Origin of the sequence: Flavobacterium sp. MMS24-S5 (genome assembly GCF_050320125.1) — a bacterium.
Taxonomy (GTDB): domain Bacteria; phylum Bacteroidota; class Bacteroidia; order Flavobacteriales; family Flavobacteriaceae; genus Flavobacterium; species Flavobacterium tyrosinilyticum.
Window position 1 is genome coordinate 2,074,028 of record NZ_CP190016.1, and the last position, 16,421, is coordinate 2,090,448.

The window sequence follows — 16,421 nt, forward strand, 5'->3', positions numbered from 1 at the left end:
AAATGTGCCAATTGTATAGCAATTGACACATTATCTAATTTCCTAATTGACTAATTATCTAATTAACCAACTCTTTTACTTCATCAAAATTCAAACCTCCATAATTTCCTGAACTCATTAATAAAAGTGCAGAATTATCTAAATTTAAATTGAATAAGTATTCTTTAAACTCAGCTGGATTGGTATAAATAATTAAATCTTTTCTATTGAATGCAGTCGCTATTTGCTCATAAGTTACTTCTTCCAATTGCTTAATTTTCACCGCATCTGGCGAATAGAAAACAACCGCAACATCGGCATATTCTAAAGCACCTTCGTACTCTTTTAAAAACTCAGCATTTAAACTGCTATAAGTATGCAATTCTAAACAAGCTACTAAAGTTCTATTTGGATATTGCTCTTTTACCGCTTTTGTTGTCGCAGCCACTTTACTTGGCGAATGCGCAAAATCTTTATAAGCTACTTTTCCTTTTCCTTCGGCAATTTTTTCTAAACGCTTAGAAGCGCCTTTAAAGCTTGCAATTGCTTCGTAGAAATCCGCTTCATCAACACCTATGTTTTGGCAAATCCATTTTGCTCCTGCCAAGTTATTTAAATTATGCGCACCAAAAACTTCAATCGGCATATCGCCCTCTGGAGTTTTTAATAAAGTCACTCCATCACTCACAGCATATTCTGGAGTTGAGTAAGCGATTTTTCTAATCGGATTTGTTGCTGCTTCAGAAACGCGTTTTACTTCTGGATCATTTTCGTTGTAAACTAAAATTCCACCATTTGTAATTTTTTCGATGAAGATCTCAAACTGCTCGACATAGTTTTCATACGTTGGAAAAACATTAATATGATCCCAAGCAATTCCAGAAATCAAAGCAATGTTTGGCTGATATAAATGAAATTTCGGACGTCTGTCAATTGGAGAAGATAAATATTCATCTCCTTCCAAAACAACAAAATCATTTTCTTCAGTCAAATGTACCATGGTGTCAAAACCTTCCAATTGTGCTCCCACCATATAATCAACCGCAATATTATGATAATGCATTACATGAAGAATCATCGAAGTAATCGTTGTTTTACCATGAGAACCACCAATTACAACACGCGTTTTATTTTTAGATTGCTCGTATAAAAATTCAGGATAAGAATAGATTTTCAATCCTAATTCCTGCGCTTTTAATAATTCAGGATTATCCGCTTTTGCGTGCATTCCTAAAATAATCGCATCAATATCTGAAGTGATTTTTTCTGGAAACCAGCCCAATTCTGCAGGAAGAATTCCTTTTTTCTCTAATCTTGATTTTGAAGGTTCAAAAATAGCATCGTCACTTCCCGTAACTTGATATCCTTTATTATGTAATGCTAATGCCAGATTGTGCATTGCGCTTCCGCCAATGGCGATGAAATGTGTTTTCATTTAAAATGTTTAATCGTTAATCTGTTTCATCGGTTAATCGAAATAGCAAATAACTAATAAAACGCTGTAATTATTCTTCAAAAATAAGGAATTATAGATTCCATCATTTGGTTTTAAAGATAAATTAATTAGAAGACAACAAAAAACCCGACAAGCTTTTAAAACTTGTCGGGTTTAATTTTATATTGTCTCGTCCTGAAAAAAGTTGACTATAATTAATCTAATTATGTCATTACCAAGAGAAGAATTTAAAAGAGTTATGCCTATATGCACTTACAGTGAGGCAGTCAAAAAACAGGTTGTAAAAGAATTTGAATTGGGATTATTTTGTAAAGCAGATCTACGTCGTCGCTATCAAATCAGAAGCCATAGCTGTATTGATAGTTGGTTAAGAAAATATGGTAAATTTACATATCTGGAAAAACTAACACTGGGACGTCCTATGAAAAATCCTCAATCTCAACGCATCAAAGAACTCGAAGCTCAATTAGCTAAGAAAGAGCAGGAATTACTGGTCTTTAAAAAGTTTATAGAAATAGCCGAACGCGAACTAAAAATCGAGATTGTAAAAAAGTCTGGTTCCAAGCAGTCCAAGAAATAAATCGTATGCACAAGGTTAGTCCTTGTGAAATATGTCGATTGTTTGGATATAGTAAACAGGCTTATTACAAACGAACATCACATCAATTAAAGTTAGGTCATGACAAAGAATATCTCAAATCTTTGGTAATGTCGGTTCGTCAAAAACTACCAAAAACTGGCGGCAGGAAACTGTATTATATGCTGAAAGATGATTTAAAAAGATATCAAATAAAGATTGGCAGAGATAAATTATTTGATTTTTTACGTGATGAATATTTATTGATTCCTAAAGTTAGAAGATATTATAAAACAACAAATTCAAGGCATTGGATGCGTAAATATCCCAATTTAATAAAAGAAATTAAGCTCAATGAGCCGGAGCAGGTTTGGGTTGCTGATATTACTTATCTAAGAATAAAAGAAAAAACGTACTACCTTCATTTAATAACTGATGCTTATTCAAAGAAGATTGTAGGCTATAATTTATCGGATAATTTAATGGCTTGTTCTACATTAGAAGCTTTAAAGATGGCTGTTAGCAATAGAAAATACAACAGAAATCTTATACATCATTCCGATAGAGGTCTTCAATATTGCAGCAAAGAGTATACTCAGTATTTATCTCAAAGTAAGATCCTTATAAGTATGACACAAAACTATGATCCATATGAAAATGCAATTGCAGAAAGAGTAAATGGCATTTTAAAAGAGGAGTTCGGATTATCGGAAATCTTTGAAGATTTTGAGAACTTAAAAAAGCAAGTCCAGCAATCCATTTTATTTTACAATCAAATCAGAGTGCATTTATCAATAAATATGCTAACTCCAAATCAAGCACATTTACAAAATCAAATTAAACTCAAAACATGGAAAAAAATAAATCGGAACAAAAGTAATTCTGTTCCGATTTAACTAATTTTATATTACTAATCGAGTCAACTTTTTTCAGGACGACTCATATAAAGAACTAAAGATTATTTAGCAATCGTCAATTCGTCAATAATGTTTTTAGCACCAGCGTACTTGTCAATAATCCAAAGTACGTAACGAATATCAACGTTGATAGTTCTTTGTAATTTAGAATCAAAAATTACGTCTCCAGCCATAGCTTCGATGTTTCCGTCAAAAGCAATTCCGATTAATTCTCCTTTTCCGTTAAGAACAGGTGAACCAGAATTTCCTCCAGTAATATCATTATCAGTTAAGAAGTTTACTGGCATATAACCAGCTTTATCTGCATACTGTCCGAAATCTTTTTTCTTGTTCAATTCTAATAAACGAGCTGGCAAGTCAAATTCCTGATCTCCTGCTTTGTATTTTTTAACCATACTTTCCATTGTAGTATAGTTATTAATTTTTGCATCGTTACGAGGATCTGCAGGTAAAGCACGAACTTTTCCGTAAGTTAATCTCAACGTAGAGTTTGCATCTGGATATTTAATTGCGTTTAATTTAGATTCTCTTAAACCTTCAACCAATTTACGGTAAGCAGTTGCAAAACCATCATCTGCTTTTGCTTGATCGTCTGTTTTAGAACGGTATTTTGTCAATAAATCATTAGAAATAATATACAATGGATCGTGCACAATTGCTAATGGTTTTGGATCAGCTAAAAATGCTAATACTTTTTCTTTATTAGTAAAATAACTAATCTCAGTTGCTTTTGCTACATCTGCAGTAAAGTCACCATTATTAGCTGTTTTCATTTTTGCAATTTCTGAAGCAATACCATATTCAGCACCTTTTGAAGCGTATAAATTCAATTGAGCAGCTAAAATATCTTTTTCTAACGGAGCATTAAACTCACCATAGATACTTTCAACCATTGCATTGATTTTAGGAAGCATTTCTGCTTTCTTAGCATCATTTTCTTTATAGTAAGCAATTAATGCATTTCCTAAATTAGCAGGTTCAGTTGCATAACTAGAAGTACGTAAAAGTTGCATCAAATAATTATCGTGACGTGCTTTTAAGTTTGTTTCTCTGTAATAATCGTTTATAGTTGGAATTACATTTTCGTATTTCTCTTTGTTTGCAGGTTTACTTGCCCACTCGTAGAATTTATCTTCTTGTTCTGCTTTTGTATCAACCGTTCCAGCTTTTGTTAAAGCATCGATCATACCTTGACGGTTTTTCCAGTAGTTTGCAGTTGAAGCATATTTAGAAGCATACTGTAAGCGAACAGTTGCATCTTTATCCATATACTTTTTCATTACATCCATTCCGGTTTTTGCACCTTCAACCCATGCAGGATAAGCATATTTAATGTTTTGCTCAATTCCTCCAGCTGGCATCCAACGGTTTGTTCTTCCTGGATAACCTAAGATCATTGCAAAATCATTTTCTTTTACTCCTTTTAAACTGACAGGCAAATGGTGTTTAGGTTGCAATGGCACATTGTCTTTAGAATATGCTGCAGGATTTCCATCTTTATCTGCATAAACTCTAAACATAGAGAAATCTCCAGTTTGACGAGGCCATTCCCAGTTGTCTGTATCTCCACCAAATTTACCAACACTTTCAGGAGGAGTTCCAACTAAACGTACATCTGTGTAATCTTGATAAACAAAATAGTAATATTCATTTCCTTGAAAGAAAGGACGAACAGAAACAGTGTATTTTCCGTTTTCGCTGTTTTCTTTTTCAATTAAAGCGATTTCTTGCTGAATGATTTTGTTTCTTTCAGTTTCTGTCATAGTATCATTTACTTTAGACAAGATTCTTTTTGAAACATCATCCATACGAACAAAGAAACGAACGTATAAAGATTTAGGCTTTAGTTCTTCTGAACGATTTTTTGCCCAAAAACCATTTTTCAAATGATTTTGCTCTGCAGTTGAAAGTTCTGCAATCGCGCTATATCCACAGTGGTGATTAGTCAATACCAATCCGCTGTTTGAAACGATTTCAGCTGTACAGCCTCCATTGAATTGTACAATCGCATCTTTTAAGCTATGATTGTTGATACTGTAAATTTCTTCGGCTGTCAATTGCAAGCCCATTTTTTCCATATCTCTATGGTTCAATCTTTCGATAAACATCAAAAACCACATTCCTTCATCGGCTCTCATTGGGAAAGCCATAAGGCACATGGTCAAGAATAAAATTACTTTTTTCATGTTATTTTGTTTAAGTGATGCGAATATAACTCATTTTCGCAAAAAAAATAAGCCAAACAATCATAAACTAAACATAATAAACAAAACAAAAAGGTGATTTTGCGAAATTCACAATTTTAGCAAAACAAAAATAACCTTTAAATTTTAAAAGTTACTTCACAAAAAATAATAAAAAGATTAGATAAAATGATTTTAAACTTTAATTAAAACCATTATTTATAAAAATAAACTTTCAAAATTAAAATTATAATTTAAATTTTTTCTTACAAATTGTTTTCTACTACATTTGCCACCCAAACAAAAATTAAATTAAAATGAAAAAATTATTAGTAGCAGTTGTAATATTATTTACAACTATGGCAAGTGCACAAAAAAACTCTATCCTATTAGGCGGAAATGTTGGATTCTCTTCTGATAAAATTGGAGATTCTAAATTGGAGAATTTTGAATTCTCCCCTAAAGTAGGGTATCAATTTGCCGATAAATGGACAGCTGGAGTTGAAGGTTCTATTATGAATGTAAAAACAACAGGAATGGACAAAACAGAAAAATATAAAATTGGTGGTTTTGTACGTTACTCGACTCCGCTTTCTGAACTATTCTCTGTTTATGTAGACTTAGGTGCAGGATATCAAAACACTTCACTAAACAATGCAAAAGGAATGTATGCAAGTTTTGATCCAGGATTATTTATTAATATGAAAAATGGTTTTGGTTTAAATTTCTCTATTGGAGGAATCAATTACGATAATCTTGACGGAAAAAATAATCCAAGACAAGAACGTTTTGGTTTTAACTTTGGAAAAACTCTAAACATCGGAATTTCTAAAAACTTCCGATTATAATTAAAAGTAAAGATTTAGCCATCTTAATACTTTTTGTTTTTTCGTGCAAAAAGTAAAAACCCGACAATAAATAATATTGTCGGGTTTTATATTTTTAGTAAAATACTTTTACTCGTTAAGCATTTTCCAAAGTCTGTCTTTCAAATCTGTTAAACCTTGCTGGGCAACAGACGAAATAAACATATAAGGAACTCCGTTGAACGAAACATCTAATTCTGCTTTCAGCTCTGCTTTCAATTCGTCATCCAACATATCGCATTTTGAAATAACAACAAGACGTTCTTTATCTAACATTTCGGGATTGTATTTAGTCAATTCATTCACCAAAATATCATATTCTGCCTTGATATCAGCGGTATCAACTGGAATTAAAAATAATAATGTTGAGTTACGCTCAATATGACGCAAAAAATAATGACCAAGACCTTTTCCTTCGGCAGCACCTTCAATAATTCCAGGAATATCGGCAATTACAAAAGATTGAAAATCTCTGTAAGCTACGATTCCTAAATTAGGTTTTAAAGTCGTAAACGGATAATCTGCAATTTTTGGTTTTGCTGAAGTTAATACAGACAATAATGTAGATTTTCCAGCATTTGGGAAACCAACTAAACCAACATCGGCCAAAACTTTAAGTTCTAGAATAACATCCATTTCTATTCCAAGCAAACCTGGCTGTGCATAACGAGGTGTTTGGTTTGTCGAACTTCTAAAATGCCAGTTTCCTAAACCTCCCTTTCCTCCTCTTGCAAGAATCTGTTTTTCTCCGTGTTCCGTAATTTCAAAAAGTGTCTCTCCAGTTTCTTTGTCTTTTACAACAGTTCCTAGTGGCACTTCAATGATTTTATCTTCTCCATCTGCACCTGTACTACGATCGCCACCTCCATCTCCACCGTGACCAGCTTTAATGTGACGTGCAAACTTTAAATGAAATAATGTCCAGAGTCCTTTATTTCCAACTAAATACACATGTCCTCCACGGCCTCCATCTCCTCCGTCGGGACACTCCTTTTTCAATAAATTTCTCTCTATGTAAATGCGTAGATCCTTTTCCTCCTTTTCCGGAAGAAACATATATCTTAACGTAGTCTACAAAATTTCCTTCTGTCATTTTCTTTGTTTATGTAAAGTTTCAAGTTTCAAGTTTCAAGTTTCAAGTTGCGTAATGCATAATCTGAAACTTGAAACATGAAACCTGAAACAAATTTTCTCTCTACTCTTTCAATGCTCTCACAAGCACTTTATCAATCTTAACACCGTCCATATCGATTACCTCTAGGACGAATTTCTGCCAAACTAGTTTTTCGCCTTCTTTTGGAATATGAGAAAGCTCAGTCATGATCATTCCGCTTACAGTATTTACTTCGTAATCGTTTGTTAGTTCGTCTAACTCGAAATAAGTTAAGAAATCGTGTAACGAATAATGTCCATCAACCAGCCAAGAACCGTCTTCTCTTTCTATAAGCTGGAATTCATCTTTATAAAACTCAGATGCATCTCCAACCAAAGCTTCCAGAATATCATTCAAAGTAATTAAACCTTGAAAAACCCCATATTCATCTGAAACTAAAGCGTAATGAACACCTGTTTTTTTGAAATTTTCTAAAGCTTTGTATGCTGTAGTTTGCTCCATTAAATAAGGTGCATCAGAAACTATTGCTGACAAATCAAAATTATCGTTTTCGATGTTAGCAAAAATATTTTTAAGCGTCACAACTCCAACAATATCATCGTAATTATCATTATAAACTGGATAAACAGTATGCAGATCTTGAACTACCAATTCTTTAATCTTTTCTCTGTCTGCTTTTAGTGGAAGCATATCAACAGATTTTCTGTGTGTCATTAACGAACTTACTTTTCTATCTCCGATATGAAAAACACGTTCCACGATATCTTGCTCTATTTCTTGAACCTCTCCTACTTCTGTACCTTCTTTAATAATGGCTTTAATTTCTTCTTCTGTAACTTTTCCGTCAGCAGTTGGTTTTATCTGAAAAACATTCAGCAAAAAATCTGTTGATGAAGTTAAAAGCCAAATAAATGGTGCAGTAATAATCGAAATCACTTTCATTGGCATTGCAACCATTTTAGCAATAGCTTCTGGATAATTTAATCCGATTCGTTTTGGAAGTAATTCTCCCAAAACCAATGAGAAAAAAGTTAAAACTACTACTACAATTCCAACTGCGATTGAATGTGCATAAGGTTTAAGAGCTGCAAAACCTGCTACAAAAAGTTCTACATCGGCAGTGATTTTGTCACCAGAATAAATACCCGTCAAAATTCCGATTAAGGTAATTCCGATTTGTACAGTAGATAAAAACTTATTCGGGGAATTGGCTAAATCGAGTGCCGTTTTAGCGCTTTTGTTGCCTTTTTTCGAGCAGTTTCCAGCCTGTTTTTACTGGCCGAAATCAATGCGATTTCAGACATGGAGAAAACTCCGTTTAATAGAATTAGAAAAAATATAATTAGTATTTCCAATTGATAGGGGATTCGTTATAAAATGGTCTCATTAAATGTAATTTGTATTCAATTTATTAAGGCTGTCAATTAAAAAACTAATTTTTCTAACCCAAAAACTTTGATTGTCAAAAACATTTGAAAAGCCCGTTTTAGAGTTAGAAAAATAGTTTTTTTGAGCCCGATAATTATCGGGAGTAACGTACAGCTTAAAAAAGCTTTCTACAAATTATCTATAACTGACGTTAAGCGCTCTGTAATTTGTTCTACAGTTCCGATACCATCTACGGCATGAAACTTATTTTGTTCTTTGTAATATCCAATAAGCGGAGCTGTTTTCTCATTATATTCTTGATATCTTACACGAATTTTTTCTTCGTCTTGATCATCAGCTCTTCCGCTTGTTTTTCCTCTTTCAAGTAAACGTTTTACCAAAATTTCGTCATCAGCTTCTAAAGCGATTGTTGCTGTTACGCTTGATCCAATTGTTGGTAAAAATTTATCTAAAGCCTCTGCCTGATTGATTGTTCTTGGATAACCGTCAAACAAAAATCCTGCAGTATCTGGATGTTTTTTAACCTCATCAATTAACATTGCAGTTGTTACTTCGCAAGGAACCAATTCTCCATTGTCCATAAAAACTCTTGCTTTTTTTCCTAGTTCAGTATCATTTTTTAAATTAAAACGAAAAATATCTCCAGTTGAAAGGTGTGTTAAATTGTATTTTTCTTTTAAAAATTCTGCCTGAGTTCCTTTTCCTGCACCAGGCTTTCCAAATAAAACGATGTTAATCATAATTGAAATGAGTGTTGTTACCTCTGTCTTTCAGAAGTCTTTAAATGAATATATAGTTGTGTTTTGTTATTCTGCTAATTTGTAAACTTCAGTTAGGTTTCTTCCTAGACCATCGTAGTCTAAACCGTAACCTACAATAAATTTGTTCGGAATTCTAATTCCGATATAATCTATTTTTATATCTTTTTTATAAGCTTCTGGTTTAAAAAACAATGTTGCAATTTTAAAATGCTTTACATTCTGCGCTTTAAACAAATGCTTTAATTCTTCAATTGTGTTTCCAGTATCAATAATGTCTTCAATAATAATTACTGTTCTTCCAGACAAATCTTGGTTAATTCCAATTAGTTCTTTAACCGAATTTGTTGTTTCAGTTCCTTCATACGATGCCATTTTGATAAACGAAACCTCGCACGGTTTTTTATACTTTTTCAAAAAATCTGACACTACCATAAAAGCGCCATTCAAAACTCCAATAAAAATTGGCGTATCATCTCCAAAATCATCTTCGACCTGAGCCACTATTTTAGTTAAAGCAAAATCAATTTCTTTAGCCGAAATAAACGGAACAAATTGTTTATCGTGAAGTTGTATCATTATTTTTCATTTTAAAATAATGGACAAAGATAAAGAATTAGAACTTAACTGCTTCTATCAAAATGGAGTGTATCGCGATATTTTTTAAGAATGTTAAATATCAGTTAATGTTTACAAATTATTCTTTGAGACTACCTGAATTTTAAGTAAATTGTTGTACTATAATTATTTAACTCCAAAAAACTAATGAAAAAATCCTTAACCTTATTTTCAATCCCGTTATTAGCCTTAATGACTGCCTGCAATGGGCAAGTAAAAAAAGAAGAAAAAGAAGCTTTGGCAAAACAGCCGGGCAATGTTGTAAAAACTGCCATTGGAGATATAACGCTTCCTCCGCCCTATGCGACCGAATCAAAAAGCAACAATAGTAAAGTGATTGGCTGGCCCGCTGGCAAAACTCCAAAAGCTCCTGAAGGCTTTACCGTAACTAAATTTGCTGACGGATTTGAGAATCCGCGTTGGACTTACATTGCGCCAAACCAAGATATTTTTGTGGTGGAAAGCGGAACTCGCAATAGTAAAAATCAGATTACAGTTTTACGAGATAAAGATAAGGACGGAAAATTTGAAACTAGAGAAGTTTTTATTTCTGGACTAAACAAACCTTTCGGAATGCTAGTCTTAAAAGACTTTTTCTACATTGCCAATACCGACGGATTATACCGTTACCCATATAAAAACAATCCGCTTAAATTGGAAACTAAAGGAGAAAAAATTCTTGAACTTCCTGCGGGTGGCTACAACAATCACTGGACAAGAAATTTATTGGCAAGTCCAGACGGAAGCAAAATTTACGTTTCTGTTGGTTCCGGAAGTAATGTTGGCGAAAACGGGATGGACAAAGAAGTGCGTCGCGCAGCAATTTTAGAAATTAATCCTGACGGAACTGGAGAAAAAATCTTCGCCTCGGGTCTTAGAAATCCAGTTGGAATGGACTGGAATCCTGCCAACAAAGAACTGTGGACTGCAGTAAACGAACGCGACGAGTTGGGCGACGACCTAGTTCCAGATTATATTACAAGTGTAAAAAGAGACGGTTTCTACGGATGGCCCTATTCTTATTTTGGAAATATTCCTGATCCGAGAATGAAAGGCGAAAGAAAAGACTTAGTCGAAAAAGCAATTGTTCCAGATGTTCCCGTTGGTTCGCATACTGCTTCGTTGGGATTGGCTTTTTATACTAAAGATGCTTTTCCTGCAAAATATAAAAACGGCGCTTTTGTAGGTCAGCATGGTTCTTGGAACCGTTCTAAAATTTCTGGCTATAAAGTGTTGTTTGTTCCTTTTAAAGATGGAAAACCTTCAGGAAAACCAGAAGATTTTTTAACTGGCTTTATTTCTGATGCAAACAAAGCCGAAGTTTACGGACGCCCTGTTGCCGTTACCGTGATGAATGACGGATCGCTTTTGGTAAATGACGACAGTAGTAATACCATTTGGAAGGTTAAGGCGAAGAAATAAAAAATTAAATTCCAAACTAAAAATTCCAAATTCCAACTATAAAAAAAATTTAAACACATAGAGACATAGATTTTTGTTTAAAAAGATGTTATTAAGAAAACTCGTTTTCACACATAGTTTTTTATGTGATTTTTGATAAGTGAAACGCCTTTTTTGCCTCAATCAATGCTATGTTTCTATGTGTTAAAAATAAATCCCAATAGTAATCTGTTCAGATAAAATTCCAAATCACAAGAATTGCTACATAAAATATATGTTTTTAAAAAAGTACTATTTTCTAATTATTGTTTTTTCGATTTTACAAAATCTAATTGCACAAGAAAGAGAAATCCAAAATATTGATTCTGTCCAAACTCAAAAACTAAACGAAGTTTTAATAAGTCCGCTTCATATTAATCGTGATTTACAGAATAGTCCTTCATCGATTGGCATTTTATCCGAAAAAGAATTACTTCGAAATAACACTACAGACATTAGCAATGTCATTAATACAATTCCTGGCGTTTTTATGCAATCGTCAAATATCACGACAACCCGAATTTCAATTCGGGGAATTGGCGCTAGAACTCCATACGGAACTAATAAAATTAGAGCTTTCTATGGAAGCATTCCGTTGACATCTGGAAACAGCGAAACGGTAATTGACGATATCGATCTTCAAAACATCAATCAACTTGAAGTCATAAAAGGGCCACTTTCGAGTATTTATGGAGCAGGTTTGGGCGGAGCGATTCTCATTTCGCCTCAAACATTAAAAAAAGGCAATTATCAAACTGAAATAAGTTCTATTTTTGGTTCTTTTGGATTATTGAAGAATAGAGTCAGTTTTGATTTGAACGAAAAAAGTTCGTCTTTAAATCTTAGTTATCATAATTTAAAAACAGACGGATGGCGCCAAAATAGCGCTTACAATCGGGAAGGAATTACACTTTCGGGAGAATTATTCCGAAAGAAAAACAGCAAACTGACATACTTCTCTAATTATACTTATTTGAAAGCTTTTATTCCGAGTTCCATCAATAAAACTACTTTAGAAAATAATCCGCAGGCGGGCGCGCCAACTTGGGTTGCTTCACAGGGTTTTAAAGAATACAAATCGACTTTGGGCGGATTGGCTTATGATTTCCATATAAACGATCACCTCAACAATTCCACTTCGGTTTTCATCAATTATAAAGACAGCAACGAACCGCGACCTTTTGATATTTTACGCCAATATACTTTTGCCTCAGGCGCAAGAACACAATTTTCTGGTGATTTTACAATCGGAAAAATCAAAAATCAATTTATTGCAGGGTTGGAATATTTCAGAGATAATTACAGCGGCAATACTTTTGAAAATCTCTATCAGCAAAATAACGGAAACGGAAGTTTGCAAGGCGATCAACTTACAGCAACTGATCAAAAAAGACATTTTTATAATGTTTTTTCGCAAATTAGAACTTTACTTTCTGATCGATTTGAAATTCAGGCAGGATTAAATTACAACAAAACCAAATTTGAATTGCAGAATGATTTTCCCGCTTCCGCGAATAATCCGAAGGAGAAATATAGTTATGATGGGATTTTTTCGCCACAACTTTCTTTTCTATTTAAGCCAAATGAAATTCAAACTTTTTACTTTTCTGTAAGCCGAGGATTTTCTCTTCCAGCAACCGAAGAAACTTTAACCTCAACAGGAAACATCAATCAAAATATTAAACCCGAAACAGGTTATAATTTTGAGTTGGGAGGGAAACTACATTTCTTCAATAAAAAACTCTATACCGAAATCGCTATTTACCGAATGGAAATTAAAGATTTATTAGTTGCCAAAAGAATTGGCGACGATCAATACGAAGGCGTAAATGCGGGAAAAACTTTTCATGAAGGAATTGAAATTTCATTAAACCACAATTGGCCAATCAATCAAACTTTTAATTTAAATTCTTATGTCGGAACATCTATCGGAAATTATGAATTCAAAGAATTTGTCGACAACGGAAATGATTATTCAGGAAAATAAATTAACTGGAGTTCCCGCCAATACAGCAAGTGCTGGTTTTATTCTAAACACCAATTCAGGGTTTTATGTTTCAGCCGATTTTCAGTTCACAGATAAAATCCCAATGAATGATTCAAATGCCAATTTTTCAGATTCTTATTCTCTTTTGAATTTAAAAACCGGTTATCAATTTGAAATTTTATCTGGTTTAAAAGCACGTTTAGACGCTGGAATCAATAATGTAACAAATGAAAAATATGCTTCTATGATTTTAACCAATGCAACAGGAGTTGGAAATGCGCAACCGAGATTTTATTATCCTGGATTACCCATAAATTATTACGGAATTATCTCATTAAATTACTTATTTTAGCGTTGTATTAAATACCAAAAACAATGCTATCCGAATTGCAAAAAAAACTGGATTACGTAAATGCATATAGAGAAAACCGTCTCAAAGCTGCTCAAGATGTTCTAGAAAACCCCACGCTTTTTAGTGAATTGGTTTCAATTTGCTTTTCGCCCGAAGATAAAAACAATCATAAAGCCTGCTGGATTTTAGAATTTGTTTCGTACGAAGAATTGCTTTGGCTCCAGCCTCATCTTGATTTTTTCTGTTCGAATTTGAAAGTTTTAAAAGACGAAAGTTCCATGCGCCCCATTGCAAAAGTGACACAACTTTTAGTTAAATCGCATTATAAGAAAAACGAAAACTGCATAAAACTTTCTGAAGAAAATCTTCAAGATTGCATTGAAGCATCTTTCGATTGGTTAATTAATGACACGAAAGTGGCCACAAAAGCCTACTCCATTCGCACTTTATATATTCTAGGAAATTATTACGATTGGATTCATCCTGAATTAAAAGTAATAATTGATAAAGATTTCGGAGATCATTCTGCCGCTTACAAAGCCGTAGCCAAAGAAGTATTAAAGAAAATAAAATAAGTTTTTAATAGCCACGACCCGAGCGATAGCGAACAGGCGAAGCAATTCACGAATTATTTTTTTATACATAATGCAAGGAAAAAAAATTCGTGAATTCGTGGCGGAAAAAACTTGTATACAACGAAATTTTGGCTAAAAAAAGATTAAAAAGTATCTTTGCAAAAACACAACACAAAATGAATTATTTTTCTTCTGATTTTAAATTGGGAATATTAGGCGGCGGACAATTAGGTAAAATGCTTTTGTTTGACACCAGAAAATTTGATATACAAACTTACGTTCTAGATCCGAGCGACGAAGCGCCTAGTAAAATCGCCTGCAATAAATTCTTTCAAGGCGATTTAATGGATTACGAAACCGTCTACAACTTCGGGAAACAAGTCGATGTTTTGACCTTCGAAATCGAATTGGTAAACCTTGAAGCTTTAACGCAATTAGAAAACGAAGGCCTAAAAGTATATCCATCTCCAAAAACTTTAAAAGGAATTCAGAATAAAGGTGTTCAAAAAGATTTTTATGCTAAAAATAATATCCCAACTGCACCATTTGAAAGATTCGAAAATTTAGATCAACTAAAATTTAAAATCAACGATTTGCAATTGCCATTTGTATGGAAATGCACTGAATTTGGTTATGATGGAAATGGCGTAAAAATAGTTCGTCAAGCTTCAGATTTAGATACGCTTCCAAATGTAGAATGTATTGCAGAAACTATGGTTCCGTTCAAAAATGAATTGGCAGTTATTGTGGTCAGAAATCCGTCAGGAGAAATGAAAACGTATCCAGTTGTAGAAATGGAATTTCACCCAGAAGCAAACCAAGTTGAATATGTAATCTGCCCAGCAAGAATCGATGATAAAGTAGCCGAAAAAGCGAGAGCAGTTGCCTTAAAAGTTTCAGAGAACTTCAATCACGTTGGTCTTTTGGCTGTTGAAATGTTCCAAACTCAGGACGATGAAATTTTAGTCAATGAAGTTGCTCCTCGCCCACACAATTCTGGACATTATTCTATTGAAGCCAGTTATACATCACAATTCGAGAATCATTTACGCGCTATTTTAGATCTTCCGTTAGGAAATACCGATAGTAAAGTTGCCGGAATTATGGTAAATTTAGTGGGTGCCGAAGGTCATTCTGGAAATGTAATTTATGAAAACATTGAAACCATTTTAGCATGGGACGGCGTTACACCACATATTTACGGTAAAAAACAAACTCGTCCTTTTAGAAAAATGGGTCACGTAACAATCGTAAACGAAAATATGGCTGAAGCTAGGAGAATTGCACAGGAAGTGAAGGAAACTATTAAAGTGATTAGCGCTTAATAATGAAATGAAAAAAGCATTAAAAATCTCTGGATTAACAATCTTAATTTATTTCGCAATACAATTAATAACTATACCTATAACTAAACATGGTAGAGGTTTTTCTATAGGTTTTCCATTTCAGGCATATAGAAGAGTTGATGCGGAATGTTACGTTAATGACTATTTTTATCCAGAATTTTTGATTATAAATTTCATTACAGTTACAATTATTTTACTTGTAATTTATTTTTTGGGTAACATAATCAAAAACAGATTAAAAAAATCCTATAAGTAGGAAAGTTTAAAATAATGAAACTAATGACAATTTTCAGTCTCAACAAAACTTGAAACTTTAAACCTGACCCGAGGCTTTAGCCGAACAGACGAAGTAAACAAATACAACAAAAAACATGAGCAAAGTAGCTATTATAATGGGAAGCATCTCCGACATGCCAGTTATGCAGGATGCAATCGACATATTAAAACAATTTAATATAGAAGTTGAAGTAGATATCGTTTCGGCACACAGAACGCCGGAGAAATTATTCGATTTCAGTAAAAATGCACATACTCGAGGAATCTCGGTAATTATTGCCGGTGCGGGCGGTGCGGCGCATTTACCTGGAATGGTGGCTTCAATGTCTCCGCTTCCTGTAATTGGAGTTCCTGTTAAGTCAAGTAATTCTATTGATGGATGGGATTCTGTTTTATCAATTCTGCAAATGCCAGGCGGAGTTCCTGTTGCAACTGTTGCTTTAAACGGAGCAAAAAATGCTGGAATTTTAGCAGCACAAATCATCGGAAGTCACGATAAAAAAGTTTTAGATACTATTATTTCTTACAAAGAAGAATTGAAAGCGGCGGTTAATAAAGCTGCTGAAGGTTTAAAAAAGTAATTCCACA

13 protein-coding genes and 2 pseudogenes are annotated in these 16,421 nt (G+C 33.5%); 8 read left to right on the top strand and 7 right to left on the bottom strand.

What is annotated here, in order from left to right; translation table 11 throughout:
• Positions 1-58 precede the first annotated feature (58 nt).
• Positions 59-1,414 (bottom strand): UDP-N-acetylmuramate--L-alanine ligase, encoded by a 1,356-nt coding sequence (locus ACPWTF_RS09580; protein WP_427875275.1) that lies wholly within the window; start codon positions 1,412-1,414, stop codon positions 59-61.
• Positions 1,415-1,640: 226 nt separating this feature from the next.
• Here ACPWTF_RS09580 and ACPWTF_RS09585 point away from each other — a divergent pair.
• Positions 1,641-2,908, top strand: a protein-coding gene (locus ACPWTF_RS09585) for an IS3 family transposase (protein ID WP_427872856.1) whose coding sequence is annotated in 2 segments (ribosomal slippage) — positions 1,641-1,980 and positions 1,980-2,908 — 1,269 coding nt in all. Because the reading frame shifts where the segments join, the coding sequence is not laid out codon by codon here.
• Positions 2,909-2,970: 62 nt separating this feature from the next.
• Here ACPWTF_RS09585 and ACPWTF_RS09590 read toward each other — a convergent pair.
• Complete coding sequence (locus ACPWTF_RS09590) at positions 2,971-5,115, bottom strand: S46 family peptidase (protein ID WP_427875276.1); 2,145 nt, start codon at positions 5,113-5,115, stop codon at positions 2,971-2,973.
• A 314-nt stretch (positions 5,116-5,429) separates the two neighbouring features.
• On the opposite strand from ACPWTF_RS09590, the gene ACPWTF_RS09595 reads away from it, so the two are divergent.
• Positions 5,430-5,960: an outer membrane beta-barrel protein gene (locus ACPWTF_RS09595; RefSeq protein ID WP_427875277.1), complete on the top strand. Its 531-nt coding sequence runs from the start codon at positions 5,430-5,432 to the stop codon at positions 5,958-5,960.
• 108 nt (positions 5,961-6,068) lie between these two features.
• Here the strand turns inward: ACPWTF_RS09595 and obgE are convergent.
• The 5 genes and pseudogenes from obgE to hpt all read right to left on the bottom strand — a co-directional run bounded on the left by obgE (position 6,069) and on the right by hpt (position 9,818).
• Positions 6,069-7,071: pseudogene (gene obgE, locus ACPWTF_RS09600) on the bottom strand (GTPase ObgE).
• A gap of 102 nt (positions 7,072-7,173) precedes the next feature.
• On the bottom strand, positions 7,174-7,806 hold the full coding sequence (locus ACPWTF_RS09605; protein ID WP_427875748.1) for a transporter associated domain-containing protein: 633 nt from the start codon (positions 7,804-7,806) through the stop codon (positions 7,174-7,176).
• A 120-nt stretch (positions 7,807-7,926) separates the two neighbouring features.
• Positions 7,927-8,396: pseudogene (locus ACPWTF_RS09610) on the bottom strand (CNNM domain-containing protein); the annotation flags it as partial.
• 252 nt (positions 8,397-8,648) lie between these two features.
• Positions 8,649-9,221, bottom strand: coding sequence for an adenylate kinase (locus tag ACPWTF_RS09615; protein WP_427875278.1), 573 nt, complete (start codon positions 9,219-9,221; stop codon positions 8,649-8,651).
• Positions 9,222-9,287: 66 nt separating this feature from the next.
• Entirely contained in the window at positions 9,288-9,818 is a 531-nt protein-coding gene (gene hpt / locus ACPWTF_RS09620; RefSeq protein ID WP_244165420.1) for a hypoxanthine phosphoribosyltransferase, read from the bottom strand.
• A 186-nt stretch (positions 9,819-10,004) separates the two neighbouring features.
• Between hpt and ACPWTF_RS09625 the strand changes: the two genes are divergently transcribed.
• From ACPWTF_RS09625 to purE, 6 genes are all read left to right on the top strand, one after another.
• Entirely contained in the window at positions 10,005-11,279 is a 1,275-nt protein-coding gene (locus ACPWTF_RS09625; RefSeq protein ID WP_427875279.1) for a PQQ-dependent sugar dehydrogenase, read from the top strand.
• Positions 11,280-11,532: 253 nt separating this feature from the next.
• Positions 11,533-13,284, top strand: a complete 1,752-nt coding sequence (locus ACPWTF_RS09630; RefSeq protein WP_427875280.1) for a TonB-dependent receptor — start codon at positions 11,533-11,535, stop codon at positions 13,282-13,284.
• On the top strand, positions 13,235-13,636 hold the full coding sequence (locus ACPWTF_RS09635; RefSeq protein WP_427875281.1) for a TonB-dependent receptor domain-containing protein: 402 nt from the start codon (positions 13,235-13,237) through the stop codon (positions 13,634-13,636). The genes ACPWTF_RS09630 and ACPWTF_RS09635 overlap by 50 nt, the downstream gene beginning before the upstream one ends.
• 23 nt (positions 13,637-13,659) lie before the next feature.
• Positions 13,660-14,211 (top strand): hypothetical protein, encoded by a 552-nt coding sequence (locus ACPWTF_RS09640; protein ID WP_427875282.1) that lies wholly within the window; start codon positions 13,660-13,662, stop codon positions 14,209-14,211.
• A 176-nt stretch (positions 14,212-14,387) separates the two neighbouring features.
• A complete protein-coding gene (locus ACPWTF_RS09645; RefSeq protein WP_427875283.1) occupies positions 14,388-15,536 on the top strand; it encodes a 5-(carboxyamino)imidazole ribonucleotide synthase in 1,149 nt (382 codons plus the stop codon).
• Positions 15,537-15,928: 392 nt separating this feature from the next.
• Complete coding sequence (purE, locus tag ACPWTF_RS09650; protein WP_007803541.1) at positions 15,929-16,414, top strand: 5-(carboxyamino)imidazole ribonucleotide mutase; 486 nt, start codon at positions 15,929-15,931, stop codon at positions 16,412-16,414.
• Positions 16,415-16,421: the final 7 nt, after the last annotated feature.